This window comes from Bacteroides sp. 224 (genome assembly GCF_010500995.1).
Classification (GTDB): domain Bacteria; phylum Bacteroidota; class Bacteroidia; order Bacteroidales; family Bacteroidaceae; genus Bacteroides.
Genome location: NZ_QVMK01000004.1, coordinates 72,449 through 95,632 on the forward strand (window position 1 = coordinate 72,449; position 23,184 = coordinate 95,632).

The 23,184-nt window shown below is 37.2% G+C and carries 15 protein-coding genes; 12 read left to right on the top strand and 3 right to left on the bottom strand.

Going from position 1 to position 23,184, the window contains the following annotated elements; genetic code table 11:
- The first annotated feature begins 310 nt into the window (after positions 1-310).
- The 4 genes from D0T60_RS03840 to xylE are packed head-to-tail and all read left to right on the top strand — an operon-like array spanning position 311 to position 5,301.
- The gene (locus D0T60_RS03840; RefSeq protein ID WP_163216836.1) at positions 311-1,045 is read left to right on the top strand and encodes an NrtR DNA-binding winged helix domain-containing protein; all 735 of its coding nucleotides are present in this window, start codon (positions 311-313) and stop codon (positions 1,043-1,045) included.
- Positions 1,042-2,532 (top strand): xylulokinase, encoded by a 1,491-nt coding sequence (locus D0T60_RS03845; protein ID WP_163216837.1) that lies wholly within the window; start codon positions 1,042-1,044, stop codon positions 2,530-2,532. The genes D0T60_RS03840 and D0T60_RS03845 overlap by 4 nt, the downstream gene beginning before the upstream one ends.
- 43 nt (positions 2,533-2,575) lie before the next feature.
- On the top strand, positions 2,576-3,892 hold the full coding sequence (gene xylA, locus D0T60_RS03850) for a xylose isomerase (protein ID WP_163216838.1): 1,317 nt from the start codon (positions 2,576-2,578) through the stop codon (positions 3,890-3,892).
- A 5-nt stretch (positions 3,893-3,897) separates the two neighbouring features.
- The gene (gene xylE / locus D0T60_RS03855; RefSeq protein WP_163216994.1) at positions 3,898-5,301 is read left to right on the top strand and encodes a D-xylose transporter XylE; all 1,404 of its coding nucleotides are present in this window, start codon (positions 3,898-3,900) and stop codon (positions 5,299-5,301) included.
- 65 nt (positions 5,302-5,366) lie between these two features.
- On the opposite strand, the gene D0T60_RS03860 is transcribed toward xylE, so the two are convergent.
- Entirely contained in the window at positions 5,367-6,500 is a 1,134-nt protein-coding gene (locus tag D0T60_RS03860; protein WP_370524375.1) for a DNA recombination protein RmuC, read from the bottom strand.
- Between the two features lie 374 nt (positions 6,501-6,874).
- A complete protein-coding gene (locus D0T60_RS03865) occupies positions 6,875-9,007 on the bottom strand; it encodes a Tex family protein (RefSeq protein ID WP_163216840.1) in 2,133 nt (710 codons plus the stop codon).
- Between the two features lie 198 nt (positions 9,008-9,205).
- On the opposite strand from D0T60_RS03865, the gene D0T60_RS03870 reads away from it, so the two are divergent.
- The 3 genes from D0T60_RS03870 to D0T60_RS03880 all read left to right on the top strand — a co-directional run bounded on the left by D0T60_RS03870 (position 9,206) and on the right by D0T60_RS03880 (position 14,920).
- Complete coding sequence (locus D0T60_RS03870) at positions 9,206-11,059, top strand: sensor histidine kinase KdpD (protein ID WP_163216995.1); 1,854 nt, start codon at positions 9,206-9,208, stop codon at positions 11,057-11,059.
- Between the two features lie 458 nt (positions 11,060-11,517).
- A complete protein-coding gene (locus D0T60_RS03875) occupies positions 11,518-13,812 on the top strand; it encodes a TonB-dependent receptor (protein WP_163216841.1) in 2,295 nt (764 codons plus the stop codon).
- 208 nt (positions 13,813-14,020) lie between these two features.
- On the top strand, positions 14,021-14,920 hold the full coding sequence (locus D0T60_RS03880) for an AraC family transcriptional regulator (protein WP_163216842.1): 900 nt from the start codon (positions 14,021-14,023) through the stop codon (positions 14,918-14,920).
- Positions 14,921-14,927: 7 nt separating this feature from the next.
- Here D0T60_RS03880 and D0T60_RS03885 read toward each other — a convergent pair whose 3' ends face one another.
- Complete coding sequence (locus D0T60_RS03885; protein ID WP_163216843.1) at positions 14,928-15,866, bottom strand: ribose-phosphate pyrophosphokinase; 939 nt, start codon at positions 15,864-15,866, stop codon at positions 14,928-14,930.
- A 285-nt stretch (positions 15,867-16,151) separates the two neighbouring features.
- On the opposite strand from D0T60_RS03885, the gene D0T60_RS03890 reads away from it, so the two are divergent.
- The 5 genes from D0T60_RS03890 (at position 16,152) to D0T60_RS03910 (ending at position 23,067) form a co-directional block, all read left to right on the top strand.
- Complete coding sequence (locus D0T60_RS03890; protein WP_163216844.1) at positions 16,152-18,812, top strand: TonB-dependent receptor; 2,661 nt, start codon at positions 16,152-16,154, stop codon at positions 18,810-18,812.
- Positions 18,813-18,835: 23 nt separating this feature from the next.
- Positions 18,836-20,713: a choice-of-anchor J domain-containing protein gene (locus D0T60_RS03895; protein WP_163216845.1), complete on the top strand. Its 1,878-nt coding sequence runs from the start codon at positions 18,836-18,838 to the stop codon at positions 20,711-20,713.
- Positions 20,714-20,804: 91 nt separating this feature from the next.
- Positions 20,805-21,419, top strand: coding sequence for a YigZ family protein (locus D0T60_RS03900; RefSeq protein WP_370524376.1), 615 nt, complete (start codon positions 20,805-20,807; stop codon positions 21,417-21,419).
- Between the two features lie 19 nt (positions 21,420-21,438).
- Positions 21,439-22,488, top strand: a complete 1,050-nt coding sequence (locus D0T60_RS03905) for an HpaII family restriction endonuclease (RefSeq protein WP_163216847.1) — start codon at positions 21,439-21,441, stop codon at positions 22,486-22,488.
- A 15-nt stretch (positions 22,489-22,503) separates the two neighbouring features.
- The gene (locus D0T60_RS03910) at positions 22,504-23,067 is read left to right on the top strand and encodes a nitroreductase (RefSeq protein ID WP_163216848.1); all 564 of its coding nucleotides are present in this window, start codon (positions 22,504-22,506) and stop codon (positions 23,065-23,067) included.
- The last annotated feature ends 117 nt before the right edge of the window (positions 23,068-23,184 follow it).

A 23,184-nucleotide genomic window follows, 5' to 3' on the forward strand; every position in this document is an offset into this window, starting at 1 on the left:
TGGAATATATTTTTTGCATTTGTTTCTAATTGTATAATACAATAAGTCGTTTAGTACTTTCTTTGTTCTAAAAGTCCACAAGAATATATACAGGCAGGTTTTATGTCTTTTTGTGAATGCTACAATAAACCGAAAATTAATCCATTAATCTACATAATGTAATTTATAAGATAAGGAGCATTTATCATATTGTATTTTATATGATATTTATTTATCTGATAAATAGCAACTTAACAAATATAAATTTCACATAATTGGTTTGGATAAATAAAGATAATACATATATTTGCAAAACTAAAGATCGAAATATATGCAAAACATACCAGTTCTATCACCCCTGGCAAATAACCACATTTCTGTAGATTGTGTGGTATTCGGTTTTGACGGAGAGCAACTCAAAGTACTCCTTATTAAAAGAGTGGGAGAGGATAATGGAGAAGTTTTTCACGACATGAAACTTCCGGGAAGTCTTATTTACATGGACGAAGATCTCGATGAAGCAGCTCAACGTGTATTAGGAGAGCTAACGGGAGTCAAAAATGTGCATTTGATGCAATTTAAAGCTTTCGGATCTAAAAATAGAACAAGCAATCCTAAAGATGTTCGTTGGCTGGAAAGAGCCATGCAATCTAAAGTAGAGCGTATTGTTACTATTGCTTATGTTGCTTTGGTAAAAATAGACAGAGCAATCAGTCAGTCGGTTTTAGATGATTATCAGGCTTGTTGGGTGGCCATAAAAGACCTTAAAACGTTAGCTTTCGACCATAACCTTATTATAAAGGAAGCCTTGAGCTATATTAATCAATATACAGAATTTAATCCTTCGGCTTTATTTGAACTGCTACCCCGGAAGTTCACAGCCTCTCAATTACGCACACTTTTCGAATTGGTGTATGACAAACCTGTGGATGTACGCAATTTCCATAAAAAAATAGCTATGATGGAATACGTAGTTCCATTAGAAGAGAAACAAAAAGGTGTGCCACATCGTGCTGCACGTTACTATAAATTTGATAAGAAGATATATAATAAATTAAGAAAATGATTTTACTTGGTTATGACATTGGTAGCTCATCTGTAAAAGCGAGCTTGGTTAACGCTGAAACAGGCAAAAGTATTTCTTCGGCGTTCTTTCCTAAAACAGAGGCACCTATCACAGCAGTAAATCCGGGATGGGCGGAGCAAGATCCGGAAAGTTGGTGGGAGTATCTAAAATGTGCTACACAAGCTGTATTAGAAGAGTCGGGGATAAGCTCTGCTGAAATAAAGGCAATCGGTATTTCATATCAAATGCATGGATTGGTTTGTGTAGATAAGAATCAGCAAGTGCTGAGACCTTCCATTATTTGGTGTGACTCTCGTGCGGTTCCTTATGGAGAAAAGGCTTTTAAAACATTGGGAGAGGAGAGGTGTTTATCTCATCTATTGAACTCTCCGGGTAATTTTACAGCTTCCAAGTTGGCCTGGATTAAAGAGAATGAGCCTGCCCTTTATGAGAAGATTGATAAAATTATGCTTCCGGGAGATTACATAGCCATGAAGTTAAGTGGCGAAGTATGTACTACAGTATCCGGTCTATCTGAAGGAATGTTCTGGGATTTTAAAGAAAATCGCGTAGCCGACTTCTTAATGGATTATTATGGATTCGATAATTCTTTAATAGCAAACATCAAACCAACATTCTCCGAACAAGGGTATGTAAATGCCATAGCTGCTAAAGAATTAGGTTTGAAGGAAGGAACTCCTATTACATATAGAGCCGGAGATCAACCTAATAACGCTCTTTCGCTGAATGTATTCAATCCGGGAGAAATTGCTTCTACCGCCGGAACATCGGGTGTAGTATATGGTGTGAATGGAGAGGTTAATTATGATCCTCAATCACGTGTAAACACCTTTGCACATGTAAATCATTCATTAGAGCAAACTCGCTTAGGAGTACTACTTTGTATTAATGGAACAGGTATATTAAATTCCTGGGTAAAAAGAAATATCGCTCCCGAAAGAATTTCGTACAACGAAATGAATGTACTTGCTTCTAAAGCTCCTATAGGAAGTGCAGGAATCAGTATTTTACCTTTTGGTAATGGAGCTGAACGTATGCTGAATAATAAAGAAATTGGTTGCAGCATACGTGGAGTAGATTTTAATACACATGGCAAGCATCACATAATACGGGCAGCGCAGGAAGGAATTGTTTTCTCATTTAAATATGGTATCGATATCATGGAGCAAATGGGTATTCCTGTGAAAAAAATACATGCCGGACATGCTAATATGTTCCTGAGCCCCATATTCCGAGACACCTTAGCAGGCGTAACAGGAGCTGTTATTGAATTGTACAATACAGATGGTTCAGTAGGAGCAGCCAAAGGCGCAGGTATTGGAGCCGGTATTTATAAGGATAACAACGAAGCATTTGCTACACTTGAAAAACTCGATGTAATTGAGCCTAATGTAGCACAAAAGCAAGCTTATGAAGATGCTTACGCCAAATGGAAACATCGCTTAGAAAAATCAATGAGTAAATAATCATTTTGAAATTTATAATTCACAATTCAAAATTAATGTAATTATGGCAACAAAAGAGTATTTTCCCGGTATTGGAAAAATTAAATTTGAAGGTAAAGAAAGTAAAAACCCAATGGCATTCCGTTATTATGATCCTGAAAAGGTAGTTAACGGCAAAAAGATGAAGGATTGGTTTAAGTTTTCTATGGCATGGTGGCATACACTTTGCGCAGAAGGTGGCGACCCATTCGGAGGTGGAACCATGAAATTCCCCTGGAAAACAAGCAATGACAGATTACAGGCTGCCAAAGATAAAATGGATGCCGGATTTGAGTTCATGCAAAAAATAGGTATCGAATATTATTGTTTCCACGATGTTGACTTAATAGATGAAGCAGACACCATTGAACAATACGAAGCAGACCTGAAAGCAATCGTAGCTTATGCTAAACAAAAACAAGCAGAAACAGGCATCAAATTATTGTGGGGTACAGCCAATGTATTTGGTCATGAACGCTACATGAACGGTGCTGCTACTAACCCTAACTTTGATGTGGTAGCTCGTGCTGCTGTTCAAATTAAGAATGCAATTGACGCAACGATTGAACTTGGCGGAGAAAATTACGTATTTTGGGGTGGTCGTGAAGGTTATATGTCTTTATTGAACACAGATCAAAAACGTGAGAAAGATCATTTAGCTCAAATGTTGAAAGCTGCTCGCGACTATGCACGTTCTCGTGGATTCAAAGGAACATTCTTGATTGAACCTAAACCCATGGAACCTACTAAGCATCAATATGATGTAGATACAGAAACTGTTATCGGATTCCTGAAAGCTCATGGATTAGAAAAAGACTTCAAAGTAAATATTGAAGTAAACCATGCCACTTTAGCCGGACACACTTTCGAACATGAATTGGCAGTAGCTGTAGATAATGGCATGCTTGGTTCTATCGACGCTAACCGTGGTGATTATCAAAACGGATGGGATACAGACCAATTCCCAATCGATCAGTTTGAAATGGTACAAGCTATGATGCAAATTATCCGCAATGACGGTTTAGGAACAGGCGGTACAAACTTTGATGCTAAAACTCGTCGTAATTCTACTGATCTGGAAGATATCTTTATCGCTCACATTGCTGCGATGGATGTTATGGCACGTGCTCTGGAAAGTGCAGCAGCTCTTTTGAATGAATCTCCATACAAGAAAATGTTCACAGAACGTTATGCTTCATTTGATTCAGGCAAAGGTCAGGAATTCGAAAATGGCAAACTTACATTGGAAGATTTGGTTGCTTATGCCAAAGCTAATGGCGAACCCAAACAAATCAGCGGAAAACAAGAGCTTTACGAAGCAATCTTGAATATGTATATTTGATGGCCATGATTAAAAACACACAAGAAGGTAGTAAACTCTACCTATACTGTATCACAGCTGTAACCGTTATTGGCGGTTTACTGTTCGGTTATGATACGGCTGTTATTTCCGGCGCCGAACAAGGGTTAGAAGCCTTTTTTCGCTCGGCTCCTGACTTTGAATATACAAAAGCATGGCACGGTATCACTGCTTCCAGCGCATTAATAGGTTGCGTAATTGGGGGAGCAATCTCCGGAATACTTGCTTCAAGACTTGGAAGAAGAAATTCACTTCGTTTAGCTGCATTGCTTTTCTTCTTATCTGCTTTAGGTTCTTATAATCCTGAATTCTTATTCTTCGATTATGGTAAACCAACGAGTGGTTTGCTCGTAGCATTTAATTTATATCGTATTCTTGGCGGTATTGGGGTAGGGCTTGCATCTGCAGTATGCCCCATGTATATTGCTGAAATTGCACCTGCTAATATGCGCGGACGATTGGTGTCTTGCAACCAATTTGCTATAATCTTCGGTATGCTTGTTGTTTACTTTGTGAACTACCTGATTCGTAATCATTTGCCTTCGGCCGAAGCGATGGTTGAAATTGGCTGGCGTCGTATGTTTATAAGTGAAGCTTTCCCGGCTGCCATATTTGGACTATTACTTTTCTTCGTCCCCAAAACTCCACGTTATTTAGTATTGAGTGGACATCCTAACGAAGCATTAAATGTTTTGGAACGTATTAACGGAAAGTCAAAAGCCGCCGGAATACTCGAAGAAATTAAAGCCACTGCTAAAGAGAAAAGCGAGAAGCTATTTACTTATGGGGTGGGAGTTATCATTATCGGTATCTTATTATCCATATTTCAACAAGCTGTAGGTATTAATGTAGTTCTTTACTATGCACCTCGTATTTTTGAAAATATGGGAGCTACCGGTGATATATCCATGATACAGACTGTAGTTATGGGTATTGTAAATATCATCTTTACAGTAGTAGCCATTGTTACTGTGGACAAATTTGGTCGCAAACCTCTATTGATTATCGGTTCTATTGGTATGATGATAGGTATGGTAGCGTTAAGCATCCTTTCATTCATGAATCTAATAGGTATTGGAGCATTAATCTTTATCATTATCTATACTGCTTCATTTATGATGAGCTGGGGACCGATTTGCTGGGTATTGATTTCCGAAATATTCCCCAATACCATTCGTGGGAAAGCTGTTGCTATAGCAGTAGCCGCACAATGGATTGCTAACTTCGCAGTATCGAGTACATTCCCTTCATTATCTGAATGGAGTATAGGAGGTACTTATTTGATATATGCTACTTTTGCCTTGTTGTCTGCTATCTTTGTATGGCGTTTGGTGCCTGAAACAAAAGGAAAGACATTGGAGGAAATGAGCAAACTCTGGAAGAAGAATTAAGAGCTTTCTTTTTTAGAAATATGGTTGAGAACTACTGTTTGATGAATTTCAGACAGCAGTTCTTTTTAGTCTTCTTCTTCCATATCTTCAATGGGTAATATCTTCATGCTTTCTTCATGCGGAAGTTTCTCGACATCACGAAGTTTCCGCTCGATAGCGCGTGTGCGTTTACCCATAACTTCTTCGAGTTGATCTCCTGCACTTTGAATGTTCTTTTGTACTTTTTGAAGCAATCCGCCAAACTTTCCAAATTCGGTTTTAACAGCTCCAAGCACTGTCCAAACCTCATTGGTTCGTTTCTGAATAGCCAGTGTACGGAATCCCATCTGTAAACTGTTTAATATAGCTCCTAAGGTGGTAGGTCCTGTAACTACTACCTTATATTCTTTTTGCAAAAACTCAATCAATGAAGTTCTACGAATAACCTCTGCATATATATTCTCAAAAGGAAGAAACATGATGGCAAAATCGGTTGTAAATGGCGGATCAAGGTATTTTTCATAGATATCTTTAGCCATTTTCTTGATCGTTATTTCCAACTGCTTGCCACAAGTTTCTATTAAAGTGGTGTTGCCGGATTCGTATGCATCATAGTATTGTTCATATACATCTTTAGGAAATTTGGCATCAATAGGTAAATATATAACTTCGTTCGCATCATTTTTTCCGGGAAGCTTAACTGCATATTCTACAAACTCCGTTCCTCGTTTTTTCGTTTTTACGTTGGCCGAATATTGTTCCGGGCTCATCATCTGCTCCAATAAAGCTCCTAACTGAACTTCTCCAAAGGTGCCGCGCATCTTTACGTTGGTCAGTACTTTTTTCAATCCCCCTACATCCTGAGCAAGCGATTGCATTTCTCCCAATCCTTTTTGTACACTTTCCAGTTGCGCCCGTACCAATTCAAATGACTGACTGATCCGCTCGTTCAATGTTTTTTGGAGTTTTTCTTCTACCATCAGTCGCATCTCATCCAATCTCTTTTCGGTAGATAAAATGAGCTTTTCCTGCTGTTTGGCCATCATTTCGAACTTTTGCTTTTGCAGTTCTCCGGTAGTCAGCATGTTTTTGTGCATGCTATCCTGAATTTCCATACGAAGTTCGCGAATGGTTTGACCAAGTTCATGTCGGTTTTCCTGCATTTGTTGCCGCAAAAGAACATCTAACTGATTAGATTTCAACCTATTCAGGTAGTTCATCACTACAACCACCAAGATAATTATTAATAAGAGAACGTTTATAATAAGTAATGCAGTTTCCATTATATAAAGAATTAACTGTCAGAGTGATTTTTTCGATCAAAAAGTGTCACAAGTGTCACACGCCGCACTAATAGGCTGATTTTCAATATCAAATAGCCTGTGACACTTTTCAGAAAAGCATCACAGAAGTGTCACAAGTGTCACACTGTGACTCGTCCTGATTGACTTTCCCTGATTTTGACTGACTATTTTAGATTTCTTTCTCCACCCGGGTGTGGGTGGTTTCCCCATCCGGGTGGAGGAAGTTTCTCCATCCGGGTGTACAACCCCTCTCCACCCGGGTGGAGAAAGATGTTTTAAACCGTTGAAAATTAAGACTGTTCGACGCCTTTCATCGTTAATTGAATACGTTTCCGATCCATATCTACATCCATCACTTTAACCATAACATATTGATGAATGGATACAACTTCAGAAGGGTCTGAAATAAAACGATCTGCTAATTGCGAGAGGTGAACCAATCCATTTTCTTTAATACCTATATCCACAAAAGCACCAAAGTTGGTTATATTCCCAACAATGCCCGGAAGAATCATTCCCTCCCGTAAATCATTTATAGTACGTACGCTTTTATCAAACTCAAAAACTTTAATTGTTTTGCGAGGATCTCTTCCCGGCTTATCCAACTCCGACATAATATCCTTCAGTGTAGGTATTCCGATAGTAGGAGAGACGTATTTATTAATGTCGACTTTAGCCCTTAATTCTTTATCGGCAATCAAATCGGTAACTTTGCATTGCATATCTTTAGCCATCTGCTCTACTACATGGTAGCTTTCCGGGTGTACGGCTGTATTATCCAAAGGATTCGATGCATCCGGAATGCGTAAGAAACCGGCACATTGTTCAAATGCCTTGGCACCCATACGAGGCACTTTCAATATTTCTTTCCGAGATGCAAATGCTCCGTTATTTGCTCTGTAATTTACGATATTCTGCGCCAATTGTGGTCCTAATCCGGAAATATAAGTAAGGAGATGACTACTTGCTGTGTTTAGATTAACTCCCACCTGATTCACGCAATTCTCTACTGTCTGGTCTAATGATTTTTTGAGCTTAGTTTGATCTACATCATGTTGATATTGACCTACACCAATAGATTTTGGGTCTATCTTCACCAACTCGGCCAAAGGGTCCATTAATCTACGACCTATTGAAACAGCTCCTCTAACTGTTACATCATAATCAGGAAATTCTTCACGGGCTATTTTGGAAGCCGAATAGATAGAAGCACCTTGTTCGCTTACCACAAATACCTGAATAGCTCTGTTGAACTGTTGGTTTGTAACAAAAGATTCTGTTTCACGGCTGGCAGTACCATTACCTATAGCAATAGCCTGGATATTATATGCTTCTACCATTTTTCGAAGCTTAGAAGCTGCTTCCGACACTTTATTTACAGGAGGGTGAGGGTAAATATTTTCATTGTGAAGCAAGTTTCCTTGTTCATCTAAACAAACCACCTTACAGCCAGTCCTAAATCCGGGGTCTATGGCAAGTACTCTCTTTTGTCCCAATGGAGGAGCCAACAATAACTGCCGAAGATTTTCCACAAAAACCCGAATAGCTTCATCGTCTGCTTTTTCTTTTGAAAGAGATGCAAACTCCGTTTCGATAGAAGGCTTTAATAACCGCTTATACCCATCCAGAATGGCTTCCGATACTTGCTTACTACTTTCGTTATTATTGCGAATGATTAATCTTTCGATTTTTGATATGCACTCTTCGCTATCAATATCGATACTCACTTTTAATAACCCTTCGCTCTCAGCTCTTCGAATTGCTAACAAACGATGCGAAGTGCATCTTTTTAAAGAATCAGTTATATCAAAATAATCACGATACTTCACAGCTTCCTCTTCTTTTCCTTTTATAACCTTTGCTGTAAGGATGGCTTGTCTGGAAAATTGATTTCTAATCAGATTACGTACACGTTCATCTTCATTGATTTGTTCGGCTATAATATCCCGAGCACCTTTTAGGGCATCTTCTACACTTTTTACTTCTCCTTTTACATATAAACGCGCTTTATCTGTAATATTGTTTTCTCTTTGAAGCATCATGAGAAGAGCAAGTGGTTCCAAACCTTTCTGGCGAGCGGCTTCGGCTCTTGTTTTGCGTTTTGGTTTGTAGGGTAGATATATATCCTCGAGTACGGTAGCATCCCATGTTTCATTGATACGCTGCTTTAACTCTTCTGTGAGTTTACCTTGCTCTTCAATAGTAGATAGAATTGTATCTTTTCGTTTGGATATCTCACAGTATTTATCATTCAATTCTTTTATTTCTCCGATTTTCACTTCATCCAATCCGCCTGTAGCCTCTTTCCGGTAACGACTGATAAATGGAATGGTGGAACCATCATTCAATAATGTTAATGTGTTTTTGACTTGATTTTTGCTGATACTCAGTCTATCTGATATCAATTGATGAAATAACTCCATATAATTCTAATTATATTATTTGAAACACAAATGTAGGTATTAATTTTCACAACTAATAAAATAGATGTATATTTGCTTAATAGAAGCCTATTTATAGATTGTAAGATGAACAGCCAATCAGTAAGAACTTATTATACCCTATTTTGCATATTCACATTTATCTTTTTTAATGTGAGTTTTTTATATGCATCAGTAGCGATGAGCGACAACCCCATTTTAATTATTAGTTCTTATAATCCGGATTCCCGCAACACGGCTACTAATATTTCCGAGTTCATTGAAGAATACAATAAATTAGGAGGAACTAACGCTGTTCAGATAGAAAATATGAACTGTAGAAGTTTTTCTGAGTCTTTTTTATGGAAAGATAGAATGGCATCTATCCTTGATAAATATAGAGGGAATAATAAACCGCAACTTATCATATTATTAGGTCAAGAAGCTTGGGCATCTTATTTATCACAAGAAGATTCTATTTTGGTTGACATTCCGGTCTTCTCGGCAATGGCAAGTCGAAATGCAATTATATTGCCGGATAGTACCACATCTTCTTTAAAAAAATGGATGCCGGAATCGATAGACTTTATATCAGATTCTCTGACTCATCAAATAGAAGGAGGTTTTGTTTATGAATATAATTTTGAAGATAATATTAAATTCATAAGAAGTCTATACCCTGCCATTGAGAATATAGCATTTATATCTGATAACACATACGGCGGAGTATCCATTCAGGCATACGCCAGAAAAGAAATGGAAAAGTTCCCGGAACTGAATTTAATTCTTTTAGATGGCCGCACTCATACTATTTATACTATTGTAGAAGAATTACGCAAGCTTCCACCTAACACTGCATTATTATTGGGCACTTGGCGAGTAGATGAAAATGACGGCTATTTTATGCGAAACGCTACATACGCTATGATGGAGGCTATTCCTACAGTACCTGTATTTTCTATAACTTCTATAGGATTTGGATATTGGGCCATTGGAGGTGTTATGCCTATTTATCGTAATTTTGGTAAAGACATAGCTCATCAGGTTATCAATAAATTAAATGATCCTCACATCCATAATCAAGTGGTTATAATACCTAATCGGCTGATAGTTGATAGCAGGAAAGTTGAAGAGGTAGGCATTCATTTAGAATCATTGCCGTCAGGAACCGAATTGATTAATCTTGACACTTCTTTTTATGAAGAATATAAATATCAAATATGGGCAGGGGTAACCATTCTGGCAACTCTAACAATAGCTCTTCTTGTTTCATTATTCTTTTTCGTGAGAACTAAACGCCTGAAAGATAGTCTGGAGGTTTCCGAAGCTGAATTGCGTGTAGCTAAAGAAGCTGCTGAGGAATCTAATCGCCTGAAAAGTGCTTTTTTGGCAAATATGAGTCATGAAATTCGTACTCCTTTAAATTCTATTGTTGGTTTTTCCAATGTATTAGCTATGGGAGTGGGCACTCAGGAAGAACAGTATTCCTATTCTGAAATTATTCAAGCAAATTCAGACCTTTTACTTAGGCTTATTAATGATATTTTAGATATATCAAGACTTGAAACCGGGAAGGTTACGCTTACACTTGAGATGTGTGATGTGGTACAATTATCTCAACAAGTATTAACAACAATGGAGTATTCAAAGAAAACAACTAATAAGTTCGTTTTTGAATCTGAATACACGACTTTTGAATTAAATACAGATAATCAGCGTATGCAGCAAGTAATGATTAATTTGCTTTCGAATGCTTCAAAGTTCACAAAAAATGGTACAATTACTTTATCATTTGATGTAGATAAAGTAAATAACAAAGCTGTTTTTGCAGTAACAGATACCGGATGTGGTATTCCTCCGGAAAAACGTGACGCTGTATTTGAGCGTTTCGAAAAGCTAAACGAATATGTGCAAGGCACAGGGTTGGGATTATCTATATGTAAACTGATTACATCTAAATGGGGAGGAGATATTTGGGTAGATCCTGATTACAATGATGGTGCTCGTTTTATTTTTACTCATCCTTTGCATATAAAAACAGAGAGTAAGTCTTAAACCAATTTGAAAGTAGAACTATATGATACTATCAAACTATTGCTTACCTTTGCATTCTCGAATTAACGAATAGTGATGAGTCGATCAGCGTGTAGATTACTGGCTTGTTTTTTCTTTTCTATATTTGCCTATTACCAGGTCAATATAGCTATATTCACCCATGTACATTATATAAATGGGAGATACATCACGCATTTTCACCCTACTAAAGGAGAGCATTCACACTCATGTGCTGAATGTGTTTTAATTAATGATTTTTCCACTTTATATTCGTTTTCTCCTTCTTCAAATAATGAATTAATTCATGTAGATCAGTTATTGTGTTGTATAGAGGTTAAAGATACAACACCCATTATAAAAAGTACTCATCTCAAAGTTCTTTCTTTACGTGCTCCTCCTTCAAATATGATAATATAATATAAATAGAAAAGTTATTATTAATCATATTCAATTTCAAAATGAAGAATTATTTTATTCTACTCATGCTTTTTTGCATGGGTACAGAGGTTGTTGCCGTCAATCCGATAAAAGATGGCAATGTTATTGCCGGGCATGTAATAGTAAATGGAAGTGACGAAAATATAGCGTATGCCAGTATACTTATTCTGGAAACCGGAAAAGGTACGACAACGAATGAGCAAGGACAATTTGAATTCCGGAAAATACCGGCAGGTAAATACACATTAAGAGTTCAGGCTTTAGGGTATAAAACTCAGGAGAAATCAGTAATGGTAAGTTCCGAGTATGCCACTGTTGTTCACTTTAAAATGCACGAAGAAGCATTTGTTACAGATGAAGTGGTAGTTTCGGCAAACCGCAATGAAGTTAACCGACGTTCGGCTCCTGTGGTAGTTAATGTGATGACTCCTAAGTTATTTGAATTGGTCAATTCTACTGATTTAGCTAAAACGCTTAATTATCAGTCGGGACTTCGTGTGGAAAACAACTGTCAGAATTGTGGCTTTCCTCAGGTTCGTATTAATGGTTTGGAGGGTCCATATTCTCAAATACTAATCAATAGTCGCCCCATAATTAGTGCTCTTTCCGGCGTATATGGCTTGGAACAGATTCCTGCCAATATGATAGAGAGGGTAGAGGTAGTTCGCGGAGGAGGTTCTGCTCTTTTCGGGGCAAATGCCGTAGCAGGTACCATCAATATCATTACTAAAGACCCTATCAATAACTCTTTTCAATTGGCCGGTTCATTATCAAACATGGACGGACAGTCTTGGGAACAATATTTCGGTGCAAATGCTTCGTTGGTAGGAAAAGATAACTCTTATGGTATAGCTCTTTACCAATCTTATCGAAACAGGAATCCTTATGACAGGGATGACGATGGTTTCTCGGAAGTAGGAAAACTGAATATGAATACATTTGGCGTGAGAGCCTATTATCGCCCTAATCATTGGAGTCGTTTAAATATTGAGTATCATACAACAAATGAATTCCGCAGGGGAGGAAATGATTTCGACAAACAACCTCACGAAACCGATATAACAGAACAAACCAAACACATTATTAATAGTGGAGGACTAAGTTATGATACTTATTGGAAAGAAGATAAGCATAAACTTTCGATATATGGCTCTATTCAGCATATAGATCGTAACAGTTATTACGGTGGTGGTCAAGATTTGGAGGCCTACGGCAAAACTGATGACTTAACCTGGGTAACCGGTGCTATGTATGTAAATAAGATGCGCAACTGTCTTTTTGCCCCTTCGGTATTTACGGGTGGTATTGAGTATCAAAACAATTCGTTAGATGATAATGTAAGAGATCGTAATATAAAACAGAATGTTCGTATTGGAGGAGGTTTTCTTCAGAATGAATGGAATATAAACCTCTTCACTCTTCTTGTTGGAGCCCGTTTGGATAAACACAACCTGATAGACAATCTGATATTTAGCCCCAGAGCTAATTTAATGTATAAACCGAAAGAAAATTTTCAGGCCAGATTAAGTTTCTCTACAGGTTTCCGTGCTCCTCAAGCGTATGACGAGGATTTGCATGTTACTGTTGTACAAGGAGAAAGAGAATTAATAAAATTAGCCGACGGTCTTCGCGAAGAGCGTTCTACCAGCTATAGCGGTTCAGTGGATTGGAGTACTAATATAGGACATTGGCAGGCAAATCTATTGCTGGAAGGCTTTTATACAAACCTCGATCATGTATTCTTTCTGGAAAAAATAGGAGAAAGTGAAAATGGAGATATCATAAAAGAACGTCGTAACGGAGAAGGTGCACGTGTATACGGGCTTAACCTGGATGCTAAATTAGCACACGGCCGCGAAGCCCAATTTCAATTAGGCTTTACCGCTCAACGCAGTAGATACAAAACAGATGAAGAATGGGCTAAAATAGGAGAAGGAGATGATGCTATATCATTGACTACTAAGCGCATGACGCGTACTCCCGATTATTACGGATACCTTACTTTTACCTCTGCTCCATCAAAACAGTTTGATTTCTCCATATCTGGAGTATACACAGGTAAGATGATTGTACCACATGAAGCCCAAGATGGTCCACGTATGGAAAATACACCGGATTTCGCAGATATGAATATTAAGCTAAATTACACATTTCCAATACGCGATCATATAAAGTTACAACTTAATTGCGGTGTACAGAACATCTTTGATTCTTTTCAGAAAGATTTAGATAGAGGAAAAGACAGAGACTCTGGTTATTTTTATGGTCCCACTCAACCCCGCACATTTTTTATAGGGTTTAAAATAACAAACTAACAACACAAAATCCCACAATAAGGCTGTCTTAAGTAGAATAAAGGCAGCCTTATTGCTTTTTTGAAAAACTTTTGTAACATCTACTATTTTGTTTATCTCTTATTTAAGTTCGAATCCTCCCAATAATTGTTCTTTTTCTCCGATTTGCCGTAAGAATAGTTGTTTTAATGCCTAATTATCAATACGTTTGTATAAAACATTACGCCCTATGACTACAAATACTCCAACCCCTCCTCCCCAGTATCAACTTGAGGTTTATCCTGCAGTCTCAAACTCTCAAAGATTTGCATCCATTCAGGATAATGATTTTATCATATTTAATGACCTCAAAAGTATGCCTTTATATGAAGCGCCTACCAGAATGGAAACCTCTGTGGTTTCAATTTGCACAAATGGCTATACAAGGATTACAATTAATATGCAGGAATATTATATATCTTCAGGCACATTATTGATAATATTTCCGGACCAAATTATGCAAAGCTTAGAAATAAGTGATGACTTTCAAGGAGTTTTCATTGCTGTTTCTAAGAAATTATCCGACGAAGTATATCCAAAACTAAAGGTTATACTTCCCCTGTTTTTCTATACAAAGGAATACCCTTGTATAAACTTATCTGGTGAGGAAGTAGGCTCTTTGATGAATTACTATGATTTGTTCTGGGGTAAAATAAAGAGAGAGAACTCTTATTATAGTAAAGAAATCATTCAGGGTATTCTTGTTTCCATGTTTTACGAGATATATGATCTTTACCGGCGGCGCGTTCCGCGTAAATCTGAAAAAAGAAACCGCAAAGAGGTTCTTTTTGATCAGTTTATGCGGTTACTATCAGAATCATATAGAAAAGAGCGTAGTGTTAATTTCTATGCAAAAGAACTGTTTCTTACTCCAAAGCATCTCTCAAGTGTAGTAAAAGAAGTGAGTGGGAAAACAGCAGGCGAGTGGATTGATGTTTTTGTTATTTTCGAAGCAAAATCATTGCTTAAATCTTCCCAGAAGAATATCCAGGAAATATCTGATGAGTTGAACTTTGCCAATCAATCATTCTTTGGGAAATATTTCAAGCATTACACCGGAATGTCTCCCAAAGAATATCGAAAGCTATAACTTCAATTTAAATAATATATTGTGAGCTTATAGACTCATTATTTAAGACCCTTCTTATTGTTTCTGCAAACATATCAGCAATACTGAGTTGTTTTACTTTTGAGCAACATTTGCAGAAGGGGATACTGTCGGTAAATACCATTTCTTCCAAGGCTGAAGCTAATACTCGCTCTGACGCAGGGTCAGACATCACACAATGACTGGCGATAGCGCGTACCGATTTAGCACCGGCTTCGAGCATAACATTAGCAGCTTTGGTGATGGTGCCGGCAGTGTCTACGATATCATCTACCAATACAACATTTTTGCCTTCTACATCACCAATAATCTGCATAGTTGCTACTTCATTGGCTTTCGCGCGGGTTTTGTTGCATAATACCAAAGGCACACCTAAATATTTAGAAAAGGTACTTGCACGTTTTGAACCTCCTACATCAGGAGTCGCAATAACCAAATCGTCTAACTTTAGCGATTGTATATAAGGTAGAAATACGGCCGAACCATATAAATGATCTACAGGAATATTAAAAAAACCTTGAATCTGATCGGCATGTAAATCCATAGTGATTAAACGATCGATACCTGCAACTGATAGCAAATCGGCCACCAACTTAGCACCAATAGATACACGAGGTTTGTCTTTTCTGTCCTGACGGGCCCAACCAAAATAAGGCACTACCGCAATGACACTTTTAGCCGATGCTCTTTTGGCTGCATCAACCATTAAAAGAAGCTCCATCAAATTGTCGGAGTTCGGGAATGTTGATTGAACTAAAAAAACATCTGCTCCACGGATCGATTCTTCGTAAGAAACAGCAAACTCACCGTCAGCAAAATGAGTAATATTCATATTACCCAGAGGACAATTAAGACTAGTGCAGATTTTCTCTGCCAGGTATCTCGATTTAGTACCCGAGAATACCATAAAATTGGCTTTTTCGCTCATTGATTATAAATAGTAGTTACCTAATGGTTAATTTGCTTGCAAAGGTATGAATTCTCCTACCATTATACAAAGACTTATTGTAGAAAAATAAAGTTGTTGAGTATTCGATACTCTTCGATATTTCTCTTAACTTAATTATTTAACACTTGTATAATAGAAAATGAAAAATTGTTTATTCTGCTTGTAAAGAAGCTCCTAAGATGTCTCACAATTATAAATATTATTAATATATTTGCATCAATATACAAAACATCTTAATCGATTTTATTAACAAAAAACAGAATTATGAGAAAACATCTAGTTCATTTCCTGTTAGTTGCCATGCTGTCGGTGCTTTCTGCTTCCGCAGCATTCGCTCAAGTTACAGTGAAAGGTCAAGTAGTGGATGAGTACAATGAGCCATTGATTGGTGCAACAATTACGGTTGTTGGAGGCACACAAGGTACAGTTACCGATGTGAATGGTCATTTTTCATTGGACGTTCCGCAAAACTCTATTATCCTTTTTAAATACTTGGGTTATAAAGAATTAAACAGAAAAATAGGTCAGAAAAGCACTAATTTAGGTGTTATTTCTATGGAATCGGATGCTGTAGCTTTGGGTGATGTAACTATTACATCTTCTATCGCTGTAGCTCGAAAAACCCCTGTAGCTGTTTCTACTATTAATCCGATTTTTATTGAAGAGAAATTAGGCACACAGGAATTTCCTGAAATATTAAAGTCAACTCCTGGGGTATATGCTACTAAAGAAGGAGGAGGGTATGGTGATTCTCGTATCAACCTTCGTGGTTTTGCATCAGCAAATATCGCTGTAATGGTAAATGGTGTTCCCATGAATGAAATGGAGTGGGGTGGAGTTTATTGGTCAAATTGGACCGGGCTAACTGATGTAACACGTAACATGCAAGTACAAAGAGGATTAGGAGCTTCAAAAATAGCTTCGCCTTCAGTGGGTGGTTCTATTAATATTATAACTAATTCAACAGATGCGAAGAAAGGCGGTTCTGTTTCTTACGGTATAGCTAATGACGGTTATAATAAGGTTGCTTTTAGTTTATCTTCGGGAGTAAATGACAAAGGTTGGGCATTCTCTGTTTTAGGTTCTAAAACATGGGGAGATGGATATGTACAAGGTACGGCATTTGATGCTTATGCTTGGTTTGTCAATATCTCAAAGATGATTGGCGATAATCATTCTCTCTCATTAACAGCAACAGGATCTCCCCAAAAGCATAATAAAAGATATGACCGATTGACTATTGTTGAATGGGAAAAACAGAAAAAAGTAGGATCAGGTGCCGGCTATCGCTATAACGCAACTTATGGCTTTGATGCTACTGGCAAAGAACGTGTAGGTACAAACTATAACAGCTATCACAAACCTCAGATTTCTTTAAATCACATCTGGGATATTGATGCAAAATCCAGCTTGTCATCTTCACTTTATATGTCTATAGGAGACGGATATGGATATCGTGGTGTGGGTACTAATTATTCTAATTTATATGGAGCTACCAATGGTGTACCAAATACCGGATATCGTAAAGAAGACGGCACTTTTGACTATGCGAAAATTATGGCAGAGAATGCAGCATCTGACAATGGTAGCTTAGCGGCAGTGGCTAAAAATATCAATAGCCATAAATGGTACGGATTATTATCGACATATACAAATCAAATAACTGACAGAATTAATATTCAGGCTGGTGTTGATATGCGTTATTATGTAGGTACACATAAAGCAAAAATTGTTGATTTATACGGCGGCGAGTATATTATTGACCCAGATCGTGAAAAAGGCAAATTTAAAGATGATCCGACATGGACAAATCAACGTTTGTATATTGGAGATGTTGTATATCGTGATTATGATAGTTATGTAGGACAATATGGCGTATTTGGTCAAGCAGAATATTCTTTGGATAAATTGTCTGCGTTTGTTTCTGCAAATGCGAATATAAATACAACTCAAAGACAGGATTATTTTTATTACGACAATGAAAAATCAGATACTCAAACAAAGTACGGCTTTGGCGTTAAAGGAGGAACCAACTATAATTTAACTAGCAATCATAATGTATTTGCCAATGTAGGTTTCTTCTCACGTGCTCCTTTCTTATCGTATGGGGTATTTTTAAATTCAAATACCAGTAACCTACTGAATGATAAATCAGTTAATGAGAAAGTGTTTTCATTTGAATTGGGTTATGGATATACTTCTCGCAATTTCAATGCTAATTTGAATATTTATCGTACATCTTGGTTAGATAAATCAACAGTAAAAACAGCTACAGATGCTCAAGGAAGTCCTTATTTGAATATGTCTGGTGTTGATGCACTTCATCAAGGAGTAGAGTTGGAACTTGTTTATAAACCAATGCCGAAAATGGAATTAACCGGTATGTTCTCTTTTGGAGATTGGAAATGGAAAAGTAATGCAACAGGATATTGGTATAATCGTAGTGGTCAGGCAATTGATAAAAATGGTAATGCTACCACCCCCGGAAGTCCAGACCATGCATTCGTTACTTTAAATATGAAAGATGTCAAAGTAGGTAACTCGGCACAAACTACTGCAGCTTTAGGAATTTCTTATGAAGTACTTGAAGGGTTGCGCATAGGTCTTAGTGGTAATTTCTATGGAAGAAACTACTCTGACTATGATATTACAGGTGCCACCAAATTTGAGTCAGGAGAATTTACGATTGAACAACCTTGGCGAATTCCAAGTGCATTTGTATATGACGGACATTTAAGTTACAAATTTAAAGTTGGTAATTTGAATGCTACATGGACTGCAAACTGCAATAATCTACTCAATGAGAAATACATTACTGATGCTAAAGATAATGGTGCTAAAACAGGTGGCCATGGTTGGCAAGATGCTACTGTATTTTATGGTTTTGGACGTACTTGGTCTACAAGTTTAAAAATTAGATTTTAATCAATCCGACTAAAGATATTAATATGAAAAAGATATATTTATTCAGTGCTCTTGTTGCAGGACTGTTTACTTTTAATTCTTGCAACAATGAACCAGATTTTCCTGGTTTAGATGACGCAAGTCAAATTAAGAATGTCGCTAAATACATAACTTCCTATGCAGGAGGGGTATTTAGTGCTGATAAGCCAGCCAATACAGTTCTTCCAGAATGGTTATTGGGACGCTATTACACTGCCGATGAAGGTTCTACGGCTATGGTAGATTATAAATACATGCTATCAACACCCGAGTATATAACCAATCTATCTGCTACAAAATCTCATATTCTTGCTGTTGCTGATTATCAGGAAGCATGGGGAGAAGAATCAAGTATTAACTATTTCTCACCTTCTAAACCTGCGAAAACGTTTATACCTACAATTTTAGGTAATACTATTGCTGAGCCAACTGAAGGTGATATCTTGGCAGTTACTTATAATGAAGCAGAAAAGGATGGTGCTATAACTGCCTTTAAAGAAGACTTTGAATCGGGTACTAATAGGGTAAACATTGATTATAATGATTGGATCAATGTTACTGTAAAAGGAAAATACCTATGGCAAACAAGAGATTATTTTAAAACTTTACATGCGCAACAATCTGCAAATAAACATGAAGATGGCGAGTTGGATTCTTATTTAATATCTAAAGAATTCACTGTTGGAAATGGTATGGTTTTAACTTTTGATGCAGTATATGTTTATTATACAGCGGATGGTGGAAGAATTAAAGTTTTGATTACTACCAACCTGCTTGGAAGTGAGAAGGAGCAAGTACAAAACACACAATGGACTGATATAACAAACAACTTTACCATTCCTACTACAGGAGAGTTTGCAAATGCCGGATCATACGACCTGTCTTCTTATGTAGGAAAAAAAATCAGAGTTGCATTTAGATATGAGGGTAATGGTGATCCTGATGTTAATGCAACCAGTACTATAAGAATAGACAATGTTATTGTTAAAGATCCGAATGAAGTTCCGGCTGAGTATACAGCTAAGAATACGCTATATAAATACACTGAAGAAACCTGGAAAATATACGAAGAAGCATCTATTCTTCAATCTGAAGATTATAAGAGTATGGGAGTTGATTACTTTACATCTGCCACAGTTCAGGCACATCTTCCGATGTTCCTTGCTCAAAAATATCCATTAGCAATTGTTGGTACCATTAAAGCTGTGGCATTCAAAACTTCTGAAAATGCGTTTATGGCTTTAGAGTTTCAAAGAGATGCTACCGGATGGGTGCTCACAGGGGGCGTCACAGATTTGACTGATGAATATAAATATAATGGCTCAAAATGGGAGTTTATTCGCACAGTTCCTAAAGCTGCATTAAATGAAGGATTTGAAAATAGAAATTATGCAGAAAAAGAAAAGACTGTAATAGAAGGATGGCTAACCGTTTCTGTAAAAGGAGAAGACTTCTGGCGTGACAGAAAATATAGTAACAATATCTATACAGAAGGAGTTGCTTATGGATCAAAAACTGAAGGCGAAATAGAGCTTTGGCTTATTACTCCCGAATTAGAAATTAAGAAAGATTACCATTTAACTTTTGATATGGTTTCCGGACATTGGATGCATGACGCATTACAAGTATTTGTTTCGTCGAGCTTCTCTGGAAAAGAAGAAGATTTGGCAACCTCTATTGAAGAAGAAAAATGGATTGAAATTACGAATGAATTCAGCTTCCCTAAAAGAGAAGGAGGATATTCTCCATTTACCAATGTGGGTAATGCTTCATTAAATGATTATGTAGGTCAAAAAGTCTATATCGGATTCAAGTATTGGGGCGATAAAAGTAAAGGTAAGACCTCTACAGTTCAATTAGATAATATCTATGTGGGCGAATAATTAATTAGTAAAAGAGGATAAAAAAAGAGGATTCAAACAAAAGTTTGGATCCTCTTTTTTATCTTTGCCACTAATTCAGTTTTATATTCAAATAATGCTCAACGATACCTACAAAACCATATCAACCCTCTCCGAAGCCATCTACACCGAAAAGCGAAGCAAATTCCTTGCTTTTGCCATCCCCGTAACCACTATTGACGAAATTAAAGACCACCTCGAAGTCTATCAAAAGAAATACTACGATTCCCGTCATGTATGTTACGCCTATATGTTAGGTGCTGATAGAAAAGACTTCCGTGCCAATGATAACGGAGAACCTTCCGGTACAGCCGGGAAGCCCATTCTTGGCCAGATAAACTCCAATGAGTTAACAGATATTTTGGTTATTGTAGTGCGTTATTTCGGAGGAATTAAATTAGGTACAAGTGGACTTATAGTTGCCTATAAAGCGGCAGCAGCAGAAGCAATAGCCAACGCAACCATCATTGAAAAAACAGTAGATGAAGAAATAACTGTAATGTTTGAATTTCCTTTTATGAATGATATCATGCGTATCGTTAAAGAGGAAGAGCCTACTATTGTTTCTCAAATCTATGATATGGATTGCACCATGACTTTGAGCATTCGTAAGTCTAAAATGGAGAAACTGCGTGCACGACTGGAAAAAGTAGATTCCGCCCGACTTCTTACTACTGATGAATTATAACAACTAACTACTAAATATTATGCCTTTTGAAGCTACAAAAAGAGAATGGAGTGAACTATATGCTTTCTTTCATTTACTTGCTAATGGAAAAATTAATGATAAACCCATAGCAGTAATTCAGCGAACAGAACATGATGGCTTGAGGAAATACTACATCGAAAAAGAGAACATTTGTATTGAAGGCGAAAAGATAAATAAAAAGATTCTGCGAGAAGATATCCAAACAGTAGCGGAGCTTATATTATCTGCCATTAAATCTTCTTCGGATGATGTAGTAGTTTCTCCCGATGGGGTAGAAGAGTTTCTGGACGAACTTGCCATCTACAACCTGGAAGCACAAACCGAAGATCGTACAGACCTTTCCATTGCTTTTTGGCATCCCGAAGCTCCACTTATTGGGTTTAGTATCTATTCACGTTTAAGCAAAATGCGTTCTTTGTTGGACGGAGGGCGGACAGCTAATCTGAAATTTGAATTAACCGGAGTTAAGTTTGCTGTACCTACTGTAAACAAAGTAAATGCTTTGGATAGCCCTAACGAAGTTCCCGATCGGATGATGCTGATTGAGCGCCTGGGAGGTATACTGAAATATGCAGATGTAGCAGATCGTGTATTCCGCTGTAATTTATTAATGATAGATTTGCATTTCCCTCGCCTGCTGGCTGAAATGTTGCGCATCATGCAGTTAGACGGTATTATGCGCATCAATGAATTAACAGAAACAATGAAAACCATTAATCCACTTAAAATAAAAGAGGAACTGATCAATAAACATGGTTTTTATGAGTTTAAAATGAAACAATTCTTGATGGCTTTGGCATTAGGAATGCGTCCGGCTAAAATTTATAACGGAACAGACTCTGCCATCGAGGGAATTATTTTAATTCATGGAAATGGAGAATTAGATTGTTATCATAAATCAGATAAAAAAGAATTTGAGGATTTTCTTTTCCATAATACACGTTTTGAAAAGGGGGCTATCGAAAAAGATAAATATGGCTACCTGGAACGTGAAAATGGAATCTGGTATTTTAAACTAAATGCCAAAATAGGGCTATCAAAAAGATAATTAAAAGAGATTGTTATGAAAACAAATGCAGTATTAGAAGCAATAAAAAACCGCAGAAGTGTACGTACTTATACCGAACAGCAAGTATCAAAAGAAGATTTAGATGCAATTTTGGAAGCTGCTACTTATGCGCCCAATGGCATGCATCTGGAAACATGGCATTTTACAGCTATACAAAATAAAGAAAAACTTACCCTATTAAATGAACATATCAGAGGGGCTTTTGCTAAATCCGACGATAAACGTTTACAAGAACGCGGAAATAATGTGAACTATAATTGCTATTATCATGCTCCTACACTTATTATTGTATCTAATGAACCTACTCAGTGGTGGGCCGGAATGGATTGTGCCGTAGCTTTGGAAAACATATTTCTGGCTGCTCAATCTTTAGGAATCGGTTCTTGTTGGATAAATCAGTTGGGTACCACTTGTGATGATCCGGAAGTAAGAGCTTACTTAACTTCATTGGGGGTTCCTGAGCATCATAAAGTGTATGGCTGTGCTGCATTAGGATATGCAAATACACCATTAAAAGAAAAAAAGTTAAAAGAAGACACTATTACGGTTGTCGGATAAACATAATTTCACATCTAAAAGCGCTCAGATTTGATTATTTGCGTGCAATGGTTCAAGCGCTTTGAAATAAGCCAGAGAAATTGCCTTTCGCAATTGCATTATGAGGACAAAGGTATA

Bases quoted from the DNA above. Each gene is read 5' to 3' on its own strand.
- D0T60_RS03865 (WP_163216840.1), bottom strand. From the start codon at position 9,007: ATGGAGTTATTTCATCAATTGATATCAGATAGACTGAGTATCAGCAAA.
- D0T60_RS03875 (WP_163216841.1), top strand. From the start codon at position 11,518: ATGAAGAATTATTTTATTCTACTCATGCTTTTTTGCATGGGTACAGAG.
- D0T60_RS03870 (WP_163216995.1), top strand. From the start codon at position 9,206: ATGAGCGACAACCCCATTTTAATTATTAGTTCTTATAATCCGGATTCC.
- D0T60_RS03905 (WP_163216847.1), top strand. From the start codon at position 21,439: ATGCCTTTTGAAGCTACAAAAAGAGAATGGAGTGAACTATATGCTTTC.
- D0T60_RS03895 (WP_163216845.1), top strand. From the start codon at position 18,836: ATGAAAAAGATATATTTATTCAGTGCTCTTGTTGCAGGACTGTTTACT.
- D0T60_RS03885 (WP_163216843.1), bottom strand. From the start codon at position 15,866: ATGAGCGAAAAAGCCAATTTTATGGTATTCTCGGGTACTAAATCGAGA.
- D0T60_RS03890 (WP_163216844.1), top strand. From the start codon at position 16,152: ATGAGAAAACATCTAGTTCATTTCCTGTTAGTTGCCATGCTGTCGGTG.
- xylE (WP_163216994.1), top strand. From the start codon at position 3,898: ATGATTAAAAACACACAAGAAGGTAGTAAACTCTACCTATACTGTATC.
- D0T60_RS03880 (WP_163216842.1), top strand. From the start codon at position 14,021: ATGACTACAAATACTCCAACCCCTCCTCCCCAGTATCAACTTGAGGTT.
- D0T60_RS03860 (WP_370524375.1), bottom strand. From the start codon at position 6,500: ATGAACTACCTGAATAGGTTGAAATCTAATCAGTTAGATGTTCTTTTG.
- D0T60_RS03910 (WP_163216848.1), top strand. From the start codon at position 22,504: ATGAAAACAAATGCAGTATTAGAAGCAATAAAAAACCGCAGAAGTGTA.
- xylA (WP_163216838.1), top strand. From the start codon at position 2,576: ATGGCAACAAAAGAGTATTTTCCCGGTATTGGAAAAATTAAATTTGAA.
- D0T60_RS03845 (WP_163216837.1), top strand. From the start codon at position 1,042: ATGATTTTACTTGGTTATGACATTGGTAGCTCATCTGTAAAAGCGAGC.
- D0T60_RS03840 (WP_163216836.1), top strand. From the start codon at position 311: ATGCAAAACATACCAGTTCTATCACCCCTGGCAAATAACCACATTTCT.